The 17,780-nt window shown below is 73.3% G+C and carries 14 protein-coding genes; 8 read left to right on the top strand and 6 right to left on the bottom strand.

Annotated elements, in window-relative coordinates; all coding sequences use genetic code 11:
• The first annotated feature begins 182 nt into the window (after nt 1-182).
• Nucleotides 183-3,776 carry a M14 family zinc carboxypeptidase gene (locus E4623_RS06620; RefSeq protein WP_134765759.1) on the top strand — a complete coding sequence of 1,198 codons (3,594 nt, stop codon included), beginning with the start codon at nt 183-185 and terminating at the stop codon, nt 3,774-3,776.
• Nucleotides 3,777-3,887: 111 nt separating this feature from the next.
• Here the strand turns inward: E4623_RS06620 and E4623_RS06615 are convergent, their stop codons facing one another.
• Genes E4623_RS06615 through E4623_RS06605 form a run of 3 tightly spaced genes read right to left on the bottom strand, consistent with a single transcriptional unit; the run spans nt 3,888 to nt 6,895 of the window.
• Nucleotides 3,888-4,457, bottom strand: coding sequence for a TetR/AcrR family transcriptional regulator (locus E4623_RS06615; protein ID WP_134765758.1), 570 nt, complete (start codon nt 4,455-4,457; stop codon nt 3,888-3,890).
• 20 nt (nt 4,458-4,477) lie between these two features.
• Nucleotides 4,478-5,590: a homoserine O-acetyltransferase gene (locus E4623_RS06610; RefSeq protein ID WP_134765757.1), complete on the bottom strand. Its 1,113-nt coding sequence runs from the start codon at nt 5,588-5,590 to the stop codon at nt 4,478-4,480.
• Nucleotides 5,591-5,608: 18 nt separating this feature from the next.
• Nucleotides 5,609-6,895: an O-acetylhomoserine aminocarboxypropyltransferase/cysteine synthase family protein gene (locus tag E4623_RS06605; protein WP_134765756.1), complete on the bottom strand. Its 1,287-nt coding sequence runs from the start codon at nt 6,893-6,895 to the stop codon at nt 5,609-5,611.
• Between the two features lie 205 nt (nt 6,896-7,100).
• Here E4623_RS06605 and E4623_RS06600 point away from each other — a divergent pair, with 205 nt between their 5' ends.
• The 3 genes from E4623_RS06600 to E4623_RS06590 are packed head-to-tail and all read left to right on the top strand — an operon-like array spanning nt 7,101 to nt 11,459.
• The gene (locus E4623_RS06600) at nt 7,101-8,624 is read left to right on the top strand and encodes a carboxyl transferase domain-containing protein (RefSeq protein ID WP_134766399.1); all 1,524 of its coding nucleotides are present in this window, start codon (nt 7,101-7,103) and stop codon (nt 8,622-8,624) included.
• Nucleotides 8,625-8,628: 4 nt separating this feature from the next.
• Entirely contained in the window at nt 8,629-10,527 is a 1,899-nt protein-coding gene (locus E4623_RS06595; RefSeq protein WP_245154938.1) for a biotin carboxylase N-terminal domain-containing protein, read from the top strand.
• Entirely contained in the window at nt 10,524-11,459 is a 936-nt protein-coding gene (locus tag E4623_RS06590) for a hydroxymethylglutaryl-CoA lyase (protein WP_134765755.1), read from the top strand. The genes E4623_RS06595 and E4623_RS06590 overlap by 4 nt, the downstream gene beginning before the upstream one ends.
• 228 nt (nt 11,460-11,687) lie before the next feature.
• Here the strand turns inward: E4623_RS06590 and E4623_RS06580 are convergent, their stop codons facing one another.
• Entirely contained in the window at nt 11,688-12,968 is a 1,281-nt protein-coding gene (locus E4623_RS06580) for a hypothetical protein (protein WP_134765754.1), read from the bottom strand.
• A gap of 55 nt (nt 12,969-13,023) precedes the next feature.
• Between E4623_RS06580 and E4623_RS06575 the strand changes: the two genes are divergently transcribed.
• Both E4623_RS06575 and E4623_RS06570 read left to right on the top strand, forming a co-directional pair.
• Nucleotides 13,024-14,238, top strand: a complete 1,215-nt coding sequence (locus tag E4623_RS06575) for a hypothetical protein (RefSeq protein ID WP_134765753.1) — start codon at nt 13,024-13,026, stop codon at nt 14,236-14,238.
• Nucleotides 14,235-15,458 (top strand): hypothetical protein, encoded by a 1,224-nt coding sequence (locus tag E4623_RS06570; RefSeq protein ID WP_134765752.1) that lies wholly within the window; start codon nt 14,235-14,237, stop codon nt 15,456-15,458. Before E4623_RS06575 ends, E4623_RS06570 begins: the two co-directional genes overlap by 4 nt.
• Here E4623_RS06570 and E4623_RS06565 read toward each other — a convergent pair.
• Nucleotides 15,419-16,108, bottom strand: a complete 690-nt coding sequence (locus E4623_RS06565; RefSeq protein WP_134765751.1) for an EcsC family protein — start codon at nt 16,106-16,108, stop codon at nt 15,419-15,421. The two genes, E4623_RS06570 and E4623_RS06565, sit on opposite strands and share 40 nt — an antisense overlap.
• 61 nt (nt 16,109-16,169) lie before the next feature.
• On the opposite strand from E4623_RS06565, the gene aat reads away from it, so the two are divergent.
• Together aat and E4623_RS06555 are read left to right on the top strand one after the other, a co-directional pair.
• On the top strand, nt 16,170-16,856 hold the full coding sequence (gene aat / locus E4623_RS06560; protein WP_134765750.1) for a leucyl/phenylalanyl-tRNA--protein transferase: 687 nt from the start codon (nt 16,170-16,172) through the stop codon (nt 16,854-16,856).
• A gap of 89 nt (nt 16,857-16,945) precedes the next feature.
• Nucleotides 16,946-17,371, top strand: coding sequence for a hypothetical protein (locus E4623_RS06555; RefSeq protein WP_134765749.1), 426 nt, complete (start codon nt 16,946-16,948; stop codon nt 17,369-17,371).
• Between the two features lie 69 nt (nt 17,372-17,440).
• On the opposite strand, the gene E4623_RS06550 is transcribed toward E4623_RS06555, so the two are convergent.
• Nucleotides 17,441-17,773 (bottom strand): rhodanese-like domain-containing protein, encoded by a 333-nt coding sequence (locus E4623_RS06550; RefSeq protein WP_245154937.1) that lies wholly within the window; start codon nt 17,771-17,773, stop codon nt 17,441-17,443.
• Nucleotides 17,774-17,780 lie beyond the last annotated feature (7 nt).

The following is a 17,780-nucleotide window of genomic DNA, read 5'->3' as shown; positions in this document are numbered from 1 at the left end:
TTCGGCAGTCGGCGCCTCAGGTCCAGACCAGTCGTTGACGGGTAATGCAGTTGCCTGGTTGGTTTCCCTTTACCCCCCGACGTCCTTGGTCGTTCCCCCTTCGTCGACGTCGGCCCCACCGGGCCGACGCCGAGTCCGGTGCGCCCCGAGGACCTCTCCGCCACCATCCCGAGGAGCGGTACGTGTCCCGATCACCCCTGAAGAGACAGCGCGGTCGCGCAGCCAGGATCGGCGTCGCCGTCCTGGGCACGGCCCTGCTGGCGAGCACCGCGCTCGCCGGCACGAGCAGTCAGGCAGCGCCGGCCACGGCGGCCCCCGACCCGGAGGTCGTCCTCGAGCGCTTCCCCGACGAGTCGACGAAGGTGGTCGAGGTCGAGCTGGCCGACACCGCCGAGCTCGACCGGCTCGTCGCGACCGGGGTCGACCTCGACCACGGGGTGGAGCAGGAGGGCGACGTCCTCGTCGTGCGTGCCGTCGTCACCGACACCGAGATCGCTGCCCTCGAGGAGGCCGGCTACACGATCGGCGAGACGCTTTACAGCGACGCCGACTCCGAGCGCGCCTTCGCCGAGCGGGCCGCGACGATCGCGAGGACCACGAAGGCCGCCCGCAACTTCGCGGCCGACGCCACCCACGAGGACGTCTCCGACGTCAAGATCGTGCGGGCCGACTACTACACCTCCTTCGGTGTCGGCACCCTGTCGGTCGAGGCGAAGTGGGCCAACGGCCTGAGCGAGAACACCCCGCTCACCGTCGAGCGCGACAGCGGCCCCGGGACGCCGATGGGCTCCGGCGGCACCCAGGTCATCAGCCGCTTCGTCGACGCCGGCGCGTACCTCTACCACCGCGGCGCGTCCAACGTGATGACCGACGAGAAGGGCGGCGGCGGCCGCCTCCCCGTGCGCCCCGACCAGATCCGGATCACCAGCCCGTCCGGTGACGTCGCGGTCGCGAAGGTCCGCGACTGGCTGCCGACCGGGTCGGAGAAGGACCCGTTCAAGGGCGCCGGCTACCAGCAGGACTTCGTCAACAGCTACCTGACGCCGACCGACCTCTACGCCCGCATCAAGCAGCTCGCGGACACCTACCCCGACATCTCCGAGCTGATCGCGCTGCCCAACCAGACCAACGGCTACCGCCGCAAGGCGATGGCGATGCTCGAGCCGACCAACCGCCTCGTGATGACCGTCGGCGGGACCACCGTCACCTCGACGTACGCCGCCGGCACCGGCGCCTGGGCCCCCACGGCCGTCACCCCGGACGGCTTCCCGGCCGCGGCCACGACCGCCCGCCGGGTCACCGCCGCCGGCGTCGACCCGGACGTCGCCGCCCAGGCCTGCCAGCCGCTGTCCTCGCTCGCGAACACGATCGCGGTCGTCGAGCGCGGTGGCACCTGCACCCTGGAGGCGAAGGCCCTCGCGGCCCAGACCGCCGGTGCGGTCGCCGTCCTGCTCGCCAACAACACCAGCGGCGCGGGCACCGCGCCGACCGGCACCGTCGCCGGCGTGACCATCCCCGTCGTCGGGATCTCCAACGCCGACGCCGCGAAGATCCGCAACGCCGGCAGCGCGTCGGTGCAGCTGTTCCCGGGCACCACGCCCGGCAACGCCTCGCGCATCGGCATCGAGACCCGCGCCTGGGGCCACGAGGGTGGCAACGACGTGACCGCGCAGATCGCCGACCCCGGCGTCGCGTCGTCGCCGCTGTCGATCTCGGTCACCGACAGCTTCATCAAGGTCAACGCCCGCACCGACGCCTCGGGCGCGATCATCAGCAGCGCGGCCGAGGTGATCGCCGCACTCAGGACGAACACCGCCGCGATGGACCTGGTCGACGTCTACACCTACCGCGGCAACACCGGCGCCGGCGTCGTGTCGGCGACCCCGGTCATCGCGCTGAGCGACAACCTGTCCGCCCCCCAGTCGGTCTCCCGCGAGCCGCAGACCGTGTGGGCCATCAAGATCGGCAAGACGCGCGACGGCTCCAAGCCGGGCGTCCTCGCCTACGCCCAGGAGCACGCCCGGGAGTGGGTCCCGCCGCTGGTGACCCTCGAGACCGCCGAGCGCCTCCTGCGCAACTACGACTCGCACGCCGGCACCCGCGAGCTCGTGGACAACCTCGAGATCTGGATCGCGCCGTCCATCAACCCCGACGGCGGGCACTACTCGTTCTACGACTACGCCTCGCAGCGTCGCAACATGAAGCGCTACTGCACCGAGGGCGGCAGCAACGACGTCCTGGCCCGCAACCAGTGGGGCGTCGACGTCAACCGCAACTTCGAGATGTACAGCGCGTTCGACGGGTACTCCGGCGCGACGCCGTCCACGGTGAGCTGCACCAGCGACACCAACGCCGGCCCGGCCGAGCTCTCCGAGCCCGAGGCGCAGAACGTCGACTGGATCATGGCCCACCCGAACATCAAGTTCTCGATGAACATGCACTCCTCGGGCAACTACTTCATGTGGGCGCCCGGCGCCTACAAGACCGCCGACCGGGAGGCGTCGCCGCGTCCCTCGGTCAAGGAGGAGGCGTTCTTCTGGGAGGCCTCGGAGAAGATCCTGACCGGCATCAAGCGGCACCGTGGCCTGTCGGTCACCCCGGCCCGCACCGGCCCGATCATCGACGTCCTCTACTCGGCGGCCGGCAACTCCGGTGACCAGGCCTGGTACAAGTACGGCATCTACGGCTGGAGCTTCGAGGTCGGCAGCACCTTCCAGCCGCCGTTCCGCAACCCGAACCTCACGCCGGTCACCCCGGCCGAGGTCGGTGTCGCCAACGCCAAGGACGAGACCCTCGAGTACGCGAACGGGCTCATCGAGCTCGTCCGGGTCGCCCGGGACCTCGACGTCGACGTCACGCCCGCCGAGTCCACCCTGGTGGTCACCGAGACGGCCGACGACCCGACCAAGGTCAACGTCCGGATCACCAGCAACGAGTCGGCCGACATCCACTACACCCTCGACGGCACCCAGCCGACCGCGGCGTCGCCGATGATCCAGCCGGCGTCGGTGCGCGAGCCCGGCGAGAAGCTCGTGGTCGACAAGGGCACCAGGATCTACTGGTACTCCGAGGACTCCGCCGGCAACATCGAGGCCGGCTACGACCCGACCAACCCCGCCGACACCCGGTACCGCAAGGGCGTCGCCGAGGCCGGCTGGGCGCCGACGCAGGCCGCGCCGACCGTCACGCTGAGCGTGAGCCCGGCGTCGCTGAAGGTCGGCCAGAGCACCGCGGCGTCCGTCACGGTGACGGCGACCAACGAGTTCGGCCTCGCGCCGAGCGGCCAGGTCGTCCTCACCGCCGGCGGCCAGACCGTCGGCGCGATCACCCTGGGCCCCGACGGCACCGGCACCGCCCAGGTCGGTCCGTTCACCACGGCCGGCACCCAGCAGGTGCAGGCGGCGTACGCCGGTGACGACCTGACCGCCGCCGGCACCTCGGCGCCGGTCCCGGTCACCGTCACCGCGCCGGTCGTCGCGCCGGTCGCCTCGAGCGTCGCGGTCACCAAGGTCGCGCCCGGCAGGATCAAGGTGCGGACGACGCAGGCCAAGGTCACCGTCAAGGTGGCCGCGCCCGGTGCGGCCGTGTCCGGCAAGGTGGAGGTCCGCTTCGGCGGCACCGTCATCGGCACCGGCAGGGTCGACAGCACCGGTCGGGTCGTGATCACGCTGAAGAAGTTCGCCAAGGTCGGCTCGAAGACCCTCACGGTGCGCTTCCTCGGCACGCCGACGGTGAAGGCGTCCAGCACCACGACGGTGGTCCGCGTCGTGCGCTGACCCGGAGCAGCTCGTCGGGAGCCGGTGTCGCCTCGGGGCCGGCGCCGGCTCCTGCGCTTCGTGGACCCTGCGCTTCGTGGACCCGGCGTTCGAGGGAGCCGCGGCTCGGGCTCAGGCTCCGTCGACGCCGAGCGCGCGCAGTGCCATCCCGGCGAGCAGGTCGTGCATGACGCCGTCGGGCAGCAGCCCGCTGTGGGGGGTGGAGTTGATCAGCCCGAAGGCCGCGTGCGCCTGGGACCGGGCCGCGTCGAGCGACAACGAGTCGTCGAGCAGGCGGAGCTGGGCGGCCCAGAGGTCGACGTAGGAGCGCTGCAGGGTGCGCACCTGCTCGCGGGCGGCATCGGGCAGCGAGGACCAGTCACGGTCCTGGACGACGATCAGCGCACGACGTCCGAGGGCGAACGAGACGTGCCACTCGACGAGCCGGGTGACGGCGTCCGCGGGGCCGGCCGCGTCCTCGACCCGCTTGCGCCCGACCCTCAGCAGCTCCTCGCTGATCGAGACCAGCATCTCGGCCAGGACGGCGTCCTTGGACGCGAAGTGCTTGTAGAGCGCCGGCCCGGAGACGCCGCACGCGGCGCCGAGGTCGGCGACCGAGACGCCGTGGAACCCGCGGCGCGCGAACAGGTCGGCGGCGGTCGCCAGGATCTGCTCGCGGCGGGTGGTCGTGGCCCCGGTCATGGCGTCCAGGTTAGCGATCGCTAACGCCGTGGTCCGGGACCGTCCACGGCCCACCCCGGGCGCCGGGCCAGGTGCTCGCGGACGACGTCGTGGTAACCGGCCGGCTCGAGCAGGAACGAGTCGTGCCCCCACGGCGAGGCGATCTCGACGTGGCGGCTCGCGGCGCCGGCCGCGGCGAGGTGGTCGTGGATCCGTCGCGACTGGGCGGTGGGGAAGCGCCAGTCGGTGTCGAAGGAGACCACGAGGAAGTCGGTGCCGCCGGACCCGGCCCGGGCCGCGGCGCCCTCGTCCGCGAAGGGGTCGAAGTAGTCCATGACGCGGGTCAGGTACAGGTAGGAGAGGGCGTCGAAGCGCGCGAGGAACGCCGCGGCCTGGTGGTCGAGGTAGGCCTCGACCTGGAAGTCGGTGGCGTGGGTGGGCGGCCCGTCGGTGAGCCGGGCGCGCCCGAACTTCGCCTCGAGGGAGCCCTCGGAGACGTAGGTGATGTGGGCCATCCGGCGGGCGACGGCCAGCCCGTGGTCGGGTCGGCGACCGGTGCCGACGTACCGACCGTCCTGGAAGTCGGGGTCGCGCATGATGGCGTCGCGGGCGACGGCGGAGAAGGCGATGCTCTGGGCCGAGAGCCGCGAGGACGCCGCCACCAGCACCGCCCGGTCGATCGCCGCCGGGTCGTCGATCGCCCACTGCAGCACCTGCATGCCGCCGAGCGACCCGCCGATCGCGGCGTGCAGCCGCTCCACGCCGAGGTGCGCCAGCAGCCGCCGGTGCACCGCGACCAGGTCGCGCACCGTGAGCAGGGGGAAGTCCAGGCCCCACGGGCGTCCGGTCGCGCGGTCGAGCGACGAGGGGCCGGTGGTGCCGCGGCAGCCCCCCAGCAGGTTGGGACACACGACGTGGAAGCGGTCGGTGTCGAGCGGCCGGCCGGGCCCGACGAGGTTGGCCCACCAGCCGCCGTCGCCGCCGGCGTGCGCGTCGCCGGTGAGCGCGTGGCAGACGAAGACCACGTTGTCGCGCGCCGGGGCGAGCTCTCCCCAGGTCTCGTAGGCGACCTCGACGTGGTCGAGCCGGCCTCCGTGCTCCAGCACGAGCGGGTCGTCCTCGGTCGCGAGGACGACCCGCTCGGCGTCGGTCATGCGGGGCTCACCGGTGACTCACTTGGTGGCGGCCAGCGCCTGCTCGAGGTCGGCGATCAGGTCGTCGACGTGCTCGATGCCGATCGAGAGACGCACCATGTCCTCGGGCACACCGGCCGCCTCGAGCTCGGCGGGCTCGAGCTGGGAGTGCGTCGTGGTGGCGTTGTGGATGGCCAGCGACTTGGCGTCGCCGATGTTGGCCAGGTGCGAGAACAGCTCGAGCGCCTCGATGAAGCGCTTCCCGCCCTCGCGGCCGGACCTCACCCCGAAGCTGAGCAGCCCGCCGTACCCGCGGCCGGTGAGGACGCGGTCGGCGACGTCCTTGTAGGGGCTGTCGGGCAGGCCCGGGTAGCTGACCCACGAGACCTCCGCGTGCGCGGAGAGGAACTCCGCGACCCGCAGCGCGTTCGCGCTGTGCCGCTCCATCCGCAGGTGCAGCGTCTCGAGGCCCTGGAGGAACAGCCAGGAGTTCATCGGCGTGATCGCGGCTCCGGTGTTGCGCAGCAGCACGGTGCGGGCGCGGATGATGAAGGCCAGGTTGCCGACGGCCTCGGTCCACACGACCCCGTGGTACGCCGCGTCCGGGCCGGTCAGCCCGGGGAACCGGTCGGCGTGCGCCGCCCAGTCGAAGTTGCCGGAGTCGACGATGACGCCGCCGATCGAGGTGCCGTGCCCGCCGATGTACTTCGTGGCCGAGTGCACCGCGACGTCCGCGCCGTGGTCGAAGACCCGCGCGAGGTAGGGCGTCGGGGCGGTGTTGTCGACGATCAGCGGCAGTCCCTGTGCGTGCGCGGCGTCGGCCCAGGCGCGGATGTCGACGACGTTGATCTTCGGGTTGCCGACGGTCTCGGCGAAGACGAGGCGGGTGCGGTCGTCGACGGCGGCGGCCAGGTCCTCGGGCTTCTCGGGGTCGACGAACCGCACGGTGATGCCGAACTGGGGCAACGTGTGCGCGAAGAGCGCGTAGGTGCCGCCGTACAGCGTGGAGAGCGCCACGATGTTGTCGCCCGTGCCGGCCACGTTGAGGACGGCGTACGTCGTCGCCGCGGAGCCGGACGCGGTCGCGAGCGCCCCGACGCCGCCCTCGAGCTGCGTCATCCGCTCCTCGAAGACCGACTGGGTCGGGTTCATGATCCGCGTGTAGATGTTGCCCGGCTCGGCGAGCGCGAACAGGTTCGCGGCGTGCTCGGTGTCGTTGAAGACGTACGACGTCGTCTGGTAGATCGGCACCGCACGCGCGTTGGTGGTCGGGTCGGCCTCTTCCTGGCCGGCGTGGACCGCCAGGGTCTCGGGACGGAAGGACATGCGGAACGCTCCTCGGGTCGGGTGCTCGCCATCCTGAACCATACTGAATCACTAGACAATTTCCGTCCGAGGAGTGGGCGCCCGGGGTAGTCCCGGACGATCGGCCCCACCTCCGCCCGGAAAGGGGGGCCGAACGTCCGGGACTACCCCGCCCGGGCCGGTGGACGGGGTGGTTAACGATCGCTAACCTGAGCGGGTGAGCGAGATGAGTGACCTGGTGGCCGACCTGCGCGAGCGGTTGGCCGCCGCCCGGCTGGGGGGCAGCGAGGCGGCCCGGGCCAAGCACACCGGCCGCGGGAAGCTCCTGGTGCGCGACCGGGTCGACCGGCTGCTCGACCCGGGGAGCCCGTTCCTCGAGCTGAGCGCGCTCGCCGCCACCGACATGTACGGCGGCGCGGTGGCCAGCGCCGGCATCGTCACGGGCATCGGCCGGGTGGAGGGCCGCGAGGTCGTCGTCGTCGCCAACGACGCGACCGTCAAGGGCGGCACCTACTACCCGATGACGGTCAAGAAGCACCTGCGTGCGCAGGCCGTCGCGGCCGAGAACCGGCTGCCGTGCCTCTACCTCGTCGACTCCGGCGGCGCGTTCCTGCCGATGCAGGACGAGGTGTTCCCCGACCGCGAGCACTTCGGGCGGATCTTCTTCAACCAGGCCAACCTCTCCGCGCGGGGCATCCCCCAGATCGCCAGCGTGATGGGCTCGTGCACCGCCGGCGGTGCCTACGTGCCGGCGATGAGCGACGAGACCGTGATCGTCAGGGAGCAGGGGACGATCTTCCTCGGCGGCCCGCCGCTGGTGAAGGCCGCGACCGGCGAGGTCGTGAGCGCCGAGGACCTCGGCGGCGGCGACGTCCACGCCCGCAGGTCCGGGGTCGTCGACCACCTCGCCGACGACGACGCCCACGCGCTGGCGATCGTGCGCGGGATCGTCGACACCCTCCCGGTCGCACCCCCTGCTCCGTGGGAGGTGCGGGAGGTCGAGGAGCCGGCGCTCGACCCGGCGACGCTCCACGACGTCGTCCCGACCGACACGCGCACGCCGTACGACGTCCGCGAGGTCATCCGCCGCGTCGTCGACGGCAGCCGGTTCAGCGAGTTCAAGGCCCTGTACGCCGAGACGCTGGTGACCGGCTTCGCGCACGTGTGGGGCCACCCGGTCGGCATCGTCGCCAACAACGGGATCCTCTTCGGCGAGTCGGCCCGCAAGGGCGCGCACTTCATCGAGCTGTGCAACCAGCGCGGCATCCCGCTGGTCTTCCTGCAGAACATCACCGGCTTCATGGTCGGGCGCGAGTACGAGAACGCCGGCATCGCCCGCGACGGCGCCAAGCTGGTCACCGCGGTCGCCTGCAGCGTCGTCCCCAAGTTCACCGTCGTCATCGGCGGCTCGTTCGGCGCCGGCAACTACGGCATGTGCGGTCGCGCCTACGACCCGCGGTTCCTGTGGATGTGGCCCAACGCGCGGGTCTCGGTGATGGGGGGCGAGCAGGCCGCGTCGGTGCTGGCCACCGTCAACCCGAACCTGACCACCGACGAGGAGGTCGAGGCGTTCAAGGCCCCGATCCGCGAGCAGTACGAGAGCCAGGGCTCGCCGTACTACTCGACCGCCCGGCTCTGGGACGACGGCGTCATCGACCCCGTCGACACCCGGCGCGTCCTCGGCATGGGCCTGGCCGCCGCCGCGCACGCACCGGTGCCGGCTCCCTCCTACGGCATCTTCCGGATGTGATGACGTGCTCGACCCCACCATGCGTGTCCTGATCGCCAACCGCGGCGAGATCGCCGTCCGCGTCGCGCGCACCTGTCGCCGGCTCGGCCTGCCGACCGTCGCGATCCACACCGACCTCGACGCCGACGCACCACACGTCCGCGCCTGCGACGAGGCGGCCCGGGTCTCGTCGTACCTCGACGTCGACGAGGTCGTCCGCCAGGCCCGGCGGCACGGTTGCTGGGCCGTCCACCCCGGCTACGGGTTCCTCTCGGAGCGGTCCGCGTTCGCGACCGCGCTGGAGGAGGCCGGGATCGTGCTGGTCGGCCCGAGCGCCGCCGTCATGGAGCAGATGGGCCGCAAGGACGCCGCCCGCGAGATCGCGATCGCCGCCGGCGTCCCGGTGGTCCCGACCGGAGCCGACGCCCCGTACCCCGTGCTCGTCAAGGCCGCCGCCGGCGGCGGTGGCAAGGGCATGCGCGTCGTCCGCAGCGAGGGCGAGATGGCCGAGGCGGTCGCGGCCGCGAAGCGCGAGGCACTGAGCGCGTTCGGCGACGACACCATGCTGGTCGAGAAGTACGTCGAGCACGGCCGCCACATCGAGGTCCAGGTGCTCGGCGACACCCACGGCACCGTGCTGCACCTGCACGAGCGCGACTGCTCCACCCAGCGCCGGCACCAGAAGGTGCTGGAGGAGGCGCCGGCGCCGACGATCGACGCCGAGGCCCGCGACCGGATCACCCGCGCCGCCGTCGACCTCGCCGCCCACGTCGGCTACGTCAACGCCGGCACCGTCGAGTTCCTGCTCGACGCCGAGACCGGGGAGTTCTACTTCCTGGAGATGAACACCCGCCTGCAGGTCGAGCACCCCGTCACCGAGGCGACGACGCGCATCAGGGGCCAGGAGCTCGACCTCGTCGAGCTCCAGCTGCGCGTGGCCGCGGGGGAGCCGCTCGGTCTCACCCAGGACGACGTCCGGCTCGAGGGCCACGCCATCGAGGCCCGCGTCTACGCCGAGGACTCCTTCGGCGGGTTCCTGCCGCAGGCCGGGACGGCGTCCATCGTGCGCTGGCCCGCCGGCCGGGCGGGCACCGGGACCGTCCGGGTCGACCACGCCCTCGAGCCCGGACAGGTCGTCAGCACGGCGTACGACCCGATGCTCGGCAAGGTGGTCGCGCACGGCCCCGACCGCGAGAGCGCCCGGCGGGCGCTCGTCGAGGCACTCGACGCGACCGCGATCCTCGGCCTCACCACCAATGCCGGCTTCCTGCGCGCCCTCGTCGCCTCCGACGAGTTCCGCGACGCGACGATCGACACCGCCTGGCTCGACACCGCGCAGGTCGAGGCGCCTGACGCCGACGTGCCCCGGGTGCTCGTCGCCTGGGTCTCGGCGATGCTGACCTCCTTCGAGCGCGGGCACGCCTTCCAGTCCGACGGGTTCCGCCTCGGCGCGCCGCCCGCGCCCACCCTGGTCGAGCTCGACCGGGAGGTGCTGGTCGACCGTGCCGCCGGGACCGTCGACGGCGTCCCGTTCCGCCAGCTGGGTGCCGCCGACCACGTCCTGGAGGCGGTCGTCGACGGCGTCACGGTCCGCGCGGTCGTCAACGTCCAGCCCGGGCCGGCCGGGGCGCACGAGGTGGTCTGGCGCGGCCAGCGCTTCGCCTTCACCCCGCCCGACCGGCTCGCGGGCACCGCGGTCGTCGGCGACGGCACGATCACCGCACCGATGCCGGGCACGGTGCTCGACGTCCGGGTCGCCGTCGACGACGTCGTCGAGGAGGGCCAGGTGCTCGGCACCATGGAGGCCATGAAGATGGAGCTCTCGCTCAAGGCACCCTTCGCCGGCACCGTCACCGCCGTGGACGTCACGACCGGGGCGCAGGTGCCGCTCGGCGCGCCGCTGTTCGTGGTGGCGCCGCAGTGACCGCGCCGCTGCCCGTGGTCGTGCCCGAGCCGGGTCTGCCGACGGCGGTGACGATCTACGAGGTCGGTCCGCGCGACGGGCTCCAGAACGAGAAGGCCCTGGTGCCGGTCGAGGTCAAGGAGGAGTTCGTCCGCCGGCTGCTCGCGGCCGGGCTGCCCGTCGTCGAGGCCACCAGCTTCGTCCACCCGCGCTGGGTGCCCCAGCTGGCGGACGCCGCCGAGCTGATGACGCGCCTGGGGGAGCCGGGTCGCGACCTGCCCGTCCTGGTGCCCAACGAGCGCGGTCTCGACCGGGCCCTCGAGCTGGGCCTGCGGCACGTCGCGGTCTTCGGCTCGGCGACCGAGACGTTCGCGCAGAAGAACCTCAACCGCTCCTTCGACGAGCAATTCGCCATGTTCGAGCCGACCGTCGCCCGTGCCCGTGCGGCCGGGATAGACGTGCGCGCCTACGTGTCCATGTGCTTCGGCGACCCGTGGGAGGGCGCCGTGCCGGTCGAGCAGGTCGTCGCCGCCGGTCGCCGGCTGCTCGACCTCGGCGCCTCCCAGCTCAGCCTCGGCGACACCATCGGCGTCGGCACGGCGGGCCACGTGAGCGCGCTCGTGCGCGCCTTCGTCGACGCCGGCGTCGGCGTCGACCGGCTGGCGCTGCACTTCCACGACACCTACGGCCAGGCGCTCTCCAACGTCCAGGCCGGGCTGCGCGCCGGCGTCACGACGTACGACGCCAGCGCCGGCGGCCTCGGCGGCTGTCCGTACGCGAGGAGCGCCACCGGGAACGTCGCCACCGAGGACCTGGTCTGGCTGCTCACCGGTCTCGGCGTCGAGCACGGCGTCGACCTGGACGCCGTCGTGGCGACCAGCACCTGGATGGCCGGGCACCTCGGCCGCCCGAGCCCGTCGGCGGTCGTGCGCGCCCTCGGCGGCACCGCCTGACGGGTTCGGCGCAGGCACGGCGCGGAGCCGTGACGACGGGGATCCGGTTCGTGACGACGGGGATCCGGTTCGTGACGACGGGGATCCGGTTCGTGACGACGGGGATCCGGTTCGTGACGACGGGGATCCGGTTCGTGACGACGGGGATCCGGTTCGTGACGACGGGGATCCCGGACGTGACGACCAGGATCCCAGACGTGACGACCGGGATCCGCGTGGCCGGACGACTCAGGCGGAGTCCGGTTCGTCGGCGTCGTCCGTCTCGTCGGTGGTCAGCTCCATCATCTCGCGGCGCAGCCGCATCAGCGTGCGCACCAGCGTGGTGAGGTCGACGACGGCGCGGTCGAGGTCGGCATCGGTGCCGCCGGTGGAGCCGACCCAGTCGGGCACCGGCGCGTCGACGGGGTCGGGCCTCGGCTGGTCGCCCAACCGGGCGATGCGACGGCGGCGACGCTCGTGCAGCGTGGTGAGCCCGCTCCAGGCGTCGCGGGCGGCGTCGAGGACCGCGGCGGCGTCCGGACCGTGCGCGGCCTCGCGGAGGGTGTCGGCGGCCGGCTCGACCGGCAGGTCGTCGAGGTCGCCGACCACCTGGGCGCCGGAGGCGACGATGGCCTCGCGGGTGGAGCGGTTCCAGTCGGCGGCGAACCGTGCCGTGGCGGCGTCGAGGTGGGCGCGTTCCTCGATGGCGCGCCGGTTGCCCAGGAACCGGGTGGCCAGCGGCGACTTGACGGTGCGGTTGTAGTCCCACGGCAGGGTGCCCTCGAGGGTCACGTTGAGCCGTCGCACGAGCTCGGTCGAGGCGTGCCCGAGCGAGGGGTTCGACCGGGACGGCGGCTCGGTGGCCACCGCCGGGTCGACGCCGATCGCCGTCGCGAAGCGTTGCCAGAGCTCGTCGGGGTCGCGGCGCTCCACGGGCACCGTGACCACGGTGAGCCGCTCGGGCGGGACCAGCCGGCCCCAGGTGCGCAGCATCCGTGCGACGTCCTGCGTGCGGCGGAACTCCCGCACCCCGGTGTCGCCCCGGACCGCGTGCGCGGCCCACACCGGGCTCGCCGCGCGCTGGACCCCGGCCTGGAACTCCTCCCAGGTGTGGGTGCGCTTGGAGGTGATGCTGGTCTGCCACTGCGCCGGGATCGTCGAGGTGACGTCCCGAACGGTCAGGACGACGTGCACCTCGACCCCACGGAGGTCGCGGACGACCTGGGTCATCCGGCGCCGCCGCGTGAAGGACAGGAACTCCATCGAGACCAGCGACGCGGCGTCGCGACGGCCGCGAACCTCGGCGACCAGCTCGTCCCAGGCGCCGGCGCTGAGGGCGGCGATCTGCGGGTCGTGCTGGTCGAGGTGCAGGAGGTCCTGGACCGCCCGCACCTGCCGCGACCAGCCCGGCCCGACGAAGACGAAGCCCGCCTCGGCCAGGGCGTCGCGGTTGACGACCATCAGCTCCTGGAGGTACGTCGTGCCCGTCTTCATCGCTCCGACGTGGAGGTGCAGCACGGGTCGGGTCACGGGTTGCATTCTGGCACCCGGACCGGCACTCGGGCTGCGTGGGATGATCGCGGCCATGGCCAGCCCCACCCGTCACTCCACGCGCGACGCCGACCCGGCGCTCGCCTGGGTCGCGCACCTGCGCGCGGGTGGCACCGAGCCGTGGACGTCGTGGCGCGCGCGCCACGACGACGCACCCGTGGGCGCGTCGTCCCCGGCGGCGTCGCGGACGCCGTCCGCCTACGTGCCCGGGGCCCAGCAGCTCGAGCTGCTGCGCCGGCTCAACCTCGCCGCCCGGGCCGGCCGCGTGGCGCCGCCCCCGGCCCTGGTCGAGCGCGTCGTCAACGCCAGCGCGCCCGGCCGCGGCATCCCCGACCTCCCGCTGATGGGCACCGTGCCGGGTCCGCACCGCTTCGGCCCGCGGCCGGTCGACCCGGCCGAGCTCGCGGCCGGTGAGCTGGTGCGCGTCGCGTCGGGCCTGCTCGCCGAGGACCTCGTCGCCGCCGGCGTGCCCCCCGAGGCGTCGGCCCCGGCCGGGTTCCGGCGTCCGTGGGCGCCGTCGTACCGGATCTCGGGCGACCCGTGGCTGGTCTGGCCGGTCGTCAGCCAGCTCGGCCGCCGCGGTCGCGGTCCGGGCGGACGCCGTCCGCAGTGGGTGGTGGTCGGCACCGACCTGCCGACGATGCTCACCCACGCCTGGGTCGTCCGCTCCCTCGACAGCAGCGCGATCGGCTGGGACGACTGGCTGACGAACCTGCGCGGCGTCCGGTCGCTCCCGCGGCGCGCCGACACCCTCGGTGCGGTGCACCGCGCGATCGCCCACGTGGGCGCGGAGCGGGTCACCGTCGTCCTGGACCCCGCGCGGGTGCCCCGCGTGCTCGGCACCCGCCGCCGGGTCCGGCCGATGCCACCCCTGGGCGCGAACGCCGCCGACCTGGCCCGTCGCGTCGCCGCGCCCCTCGGCGGGCTGGTGCTCCCCGACCACCGGGCCGAGCTGCTCCGCCACACGCTGCTCCCGCGGCTCCTGCGCCTGGGCGACCTGGGCGGGCGACCGCTCGCGGTCCCGCCCGAGCACACCCGGTGGGTGGCGCGCCGCGCGGCCCGGGTGCGCCGCGGCCTGCTCGCCACCGGGTGCGCGGTCGTGGGCGACCCCGACGTCCTGCTCCGCAGGCCGGAGGGCCGCGACCTCCAGGACCGCCCCGATGACCAGGGCATGCTCGACCTCGCGCTCCGGCTGCTGCTGACGCCCGAGGACGACCGCTCGACCGAGAAGGGACCAACCCCCGGATGACCCGTCGGATCCTGCTGCACGTCGGCACCCCGAAGACCGGCACCTCCTACGTGCAGGACGTGCTCTACCGCAACCGCCCGCGGCTCGCGCTGGCCGGCATCCTCTACCCGGCCGACCGGTTCGACGCGCACTTCCTCGCGGCGCTCGACCTGATGCGGCTGCCGTGGGGCGGGCTCGAGACCGAGGCGATCGGCGCGTGGGACGCGCTGGCAGCGCGGGTCCGGCGGCACGAGGGCACCACGATCATCAGCCACGAGATCTTCGCGACCGCCTCGCGCTCCCAGGTCGGGCGGGCGCTGGAGTCGCTCGGTCACGGCACCGGCGGACCCGACGAGCCCGAGCTGCACGTCGTCCTCTCGGTGCGCGACCTGGTGCGCCAGATCCCGGCCGAGTGGCAGGAGAACGTCAAGCACCGCAGCTCCATCACCTACGCCAAGTTCCTGCGCCAGATCCAGAGCCCCGAGCGGTCGACGCGGATCGGCAGCTGGTTCTGGGGGGTGCAGGAGATCCCCGACATCCTCGACCGCTGGGCCCGTGACCTGCCGCCCGAGCGGGTGCACCTGGTCACCGTCCCGCCCCGCGGGGGCGCTCCCGAGGTGTTGTGGAAGCGGTTCAGCCAGGCCTTCGGCCTCGACGGCATCGACCTGACCCTCGAGACCGAGCGCGCCAACCCGTCGCTCGGTGCCCCGGAGACCGCGCTCATCCGCCGGATCAACCGGGCGGTCAACCGCGAGCTGCCGCCGGCCGAGTACCGCCCCCTCGTGCGTGAGCTCCTGGCCCACCAGACGCTGTCGCAGCGCCGCACGTCGCCCCGGCTGGGCCTGCCGCCCGACGTCCACGAGTGGGTGCAGCGGCTCGAGCGGAGCTGGGTCGAGGAGATCACCGTGCGCGGCTACGACGTCATCGGCGACGTCGAGGAGCTGATCGGCAGCCCGCCCGCGACGTGGAGCGACCCCGACCGCCCCGATGGCGACGACGTCGCCGCGGCCGGCCTCGACGCGATCAAGGCGCTGCTGCTCGACAACGCCCGGCTGCGGCAGGAGGGCGCCGGGCTGCGCCACGAGCTCGACGAGACCCGCGACGCGCTGCACCGGGCCTACCTGCGTCCGACGTACCGGTTGCGCGAGAAGATCGTGCGGCGCCTCGAGACCGGCCAGGTCGGCCGGGTGCTGCTGAAGGGCTACCGCTTGGCGCGGGGCAGGAGCTCGCGGTCGGCGTAGCTGCCGATCTTGTGGGTCGCCCACCCGTCGGAGCCCATGCCGATGACGCCGCCCAGGCCGGGCACCCGGCGTCCGACGGTGCTCGCGAGGCGGCGGCCGGTGACGCGCGCGACGAGGTCGCGGGCCACCTCGCCGGAGACCACGGGGTCGACGGCGGGGTCGTGCACCGGCGCGGTGGCCAGCGCCATCGGGGGCGCCGGGATGGTGTTGCTCCGCACCAGGGCGTTGACCGTGTCCTCGCCCAGGACGGTGACCAGGACGGCGTTGCGGACCCGCGGGTCGTCGAGGTCGTAGCCGCGCAGGTGCGCGATCGCCGCCACCATCCGGCACTGGATGAGGGCGATGCCGGTCAGGTTGGCCGGCACCGTGACGGCCATCGTGACCAGGCCGCCGAGGTTGGTGACGAAGCCGGAGGCACCGGCCAGGCGTACGTGGGTGTCGACGACGGCGTCCACGGCCTTCTCGACGTCGCCGTGCTCGGCGAGCTGCTTGCGGGCCACCTCGGCGGCCGAGGCGAGCGGTCCGACGCCCTCGACGGCGCGGCGCAGGGCCTCTCGGACGAAGGAGCTGCTCAGGTTGGGTGCCAGGTCGGTGATGCGGGGCGCGAGCTGCCTGCCCACCTGCTTGCCGACCGTCTGTCTCAGACCCATGGTGCAGATCGTAGGTGGCACCGCGTGACCGACCGGTACGGGCGGGACTACGGTCGCTCCTGTGCCGGTCGAGCCTCCTCCATCACGGTGGGCCTTCGACGCCCATCTCGCGGGCAGCGACCCCGACGACGACCTGGTCGCCCTCGGTGCCGACCTCGAGCCGGGCACCGTGCTGGCGGCGTACCGCCAGGGCATGTTCCCGATGCCGCTCGGCTCGGCGCGCGACCCGATGGGGTGGTGGTCGCCGGTGCACCGCGGCGTCCTGCCGCTCGACCGGCTGGTGGTGTCCCGGTCGCTGCGGCGCGCGTGCCGCGACTACGAGATCCGCGTCGACACGGCGTTCGCCGAGGTCCTCGACGCCTGCGCCGACCCGCGCCGTCCGCACGGCTGGATCGACCGGCGGATCCGCACGGCGTACCTCCGGCTGCACGAGCTCGGCTGGGCGCACTCGGTGGAGACCTGGCGCGACGGCCGGCTCGAGGGCGGGCTCTACGGACTCGCCCTGGGCGGGGTCTTCGCCGGTGAGTCGATGTTCCACCGGGCGCGGGACGCCTCCAAGGTGGCGCTCGTCGGGCTCGTCGACCTGCTCGACGACGAGCACGGTGGCCGGCGCCTGGTCGACGTCCAGTGGCTGACCGACCACCTGGCCTCCCTCGGCGTCCACGAGATCGGGCGCGAGGAGTACCTGGCCCGGTTGCCGGAGCTGCTCGCGGTCCCGGTGCCGCGGACGTTCGCCGGCGTCCACTGAACGTCGGGGTCGAGTCCGGTTAGACCTCCGCGGGCTGGGCAGGGTGGGCGGGCGGGCATCCCGAGATGCCCCGACAGAGAGGAACTCCCATGACCCCCATGAAGCGCCGCATCGCCGCCGTCGGCGCCCCCGTGCTGCTGGCCCTGTCCCTCACCGCCTGCGGTGGGGGGAGCGACGCCCCCACCGACGCGTCGAAGGAGGACTTCTGCGGGCTCATCAACTCCGAGCCCGGCTCGGACGTCGACCCGGAGGCGTCCCCCGAGGACCAGGCCAAGGACGTGACCGACCAGTTCAAGCAGCTGGCCGAGGACCTCGAGGAGACCGGCACGCCCGAGGACATCCCGGACGACGCCCGCGAGGGCTTCGAGATCATCGTCGAGGAGTTCCAGGACCTCGACGCCGACGACGTCCAGAAGGCCCTCGAGGGTGACTCCGACGACATCGCCAAGGTGAGCGACGACGACAAGGAGAAGGTCGACAAGTTCGACGAGTGGTCCGTGGACTACTGCGCCTGACCGGCGCGCGAGGACGGCGACCGGTGACCTGCACGCAGGGTCGCCGGTCGCCGTGCGTGCGGTCCGGGGTCAGACGACCTGGGGCGGCTGGCCGTTCTCGCTCACCATCGCCCGGCCGGCCGCCTCCCAGTCGAGCATCCCGCCGTCGAGGTTGACGACGTCGTAGCCCTGCTGCGCGAGGTAGCCGGTCGCCTGCGCCGAGCGACCGCCGACCTTGCAGACCACCAGGGTCTGGCCCGCGGGGACGTCGGCCAGGCGGGCGGGCAGGTCCATCAGCGGCACGTGGACGGCGCCCTCGATGTGGCCGTGGTCCCACTCGACCTGCTCGCGGACGTCGAGCACCGCGAGGCCGTCGGGCAGGGGGTCGGGGACGCCGGTGACGGCGACGGTGGGCACGCTCACGGGCCGG

Origin of the sequence: Nocardioides sp. 1609 (genome assembly GCF_004522105.1) — a bacterium.
Lineage (GTDB): Bacteria > Actinomycetota > Actinomycetes > Propionibacteriales > Nocardioidaceae > Nocardioides.
The sequence above is the reverse complement of the archived record's forward strand: the minus strand, read 5'-3'. Positions and strand labels throughout refer to the sequence as shown.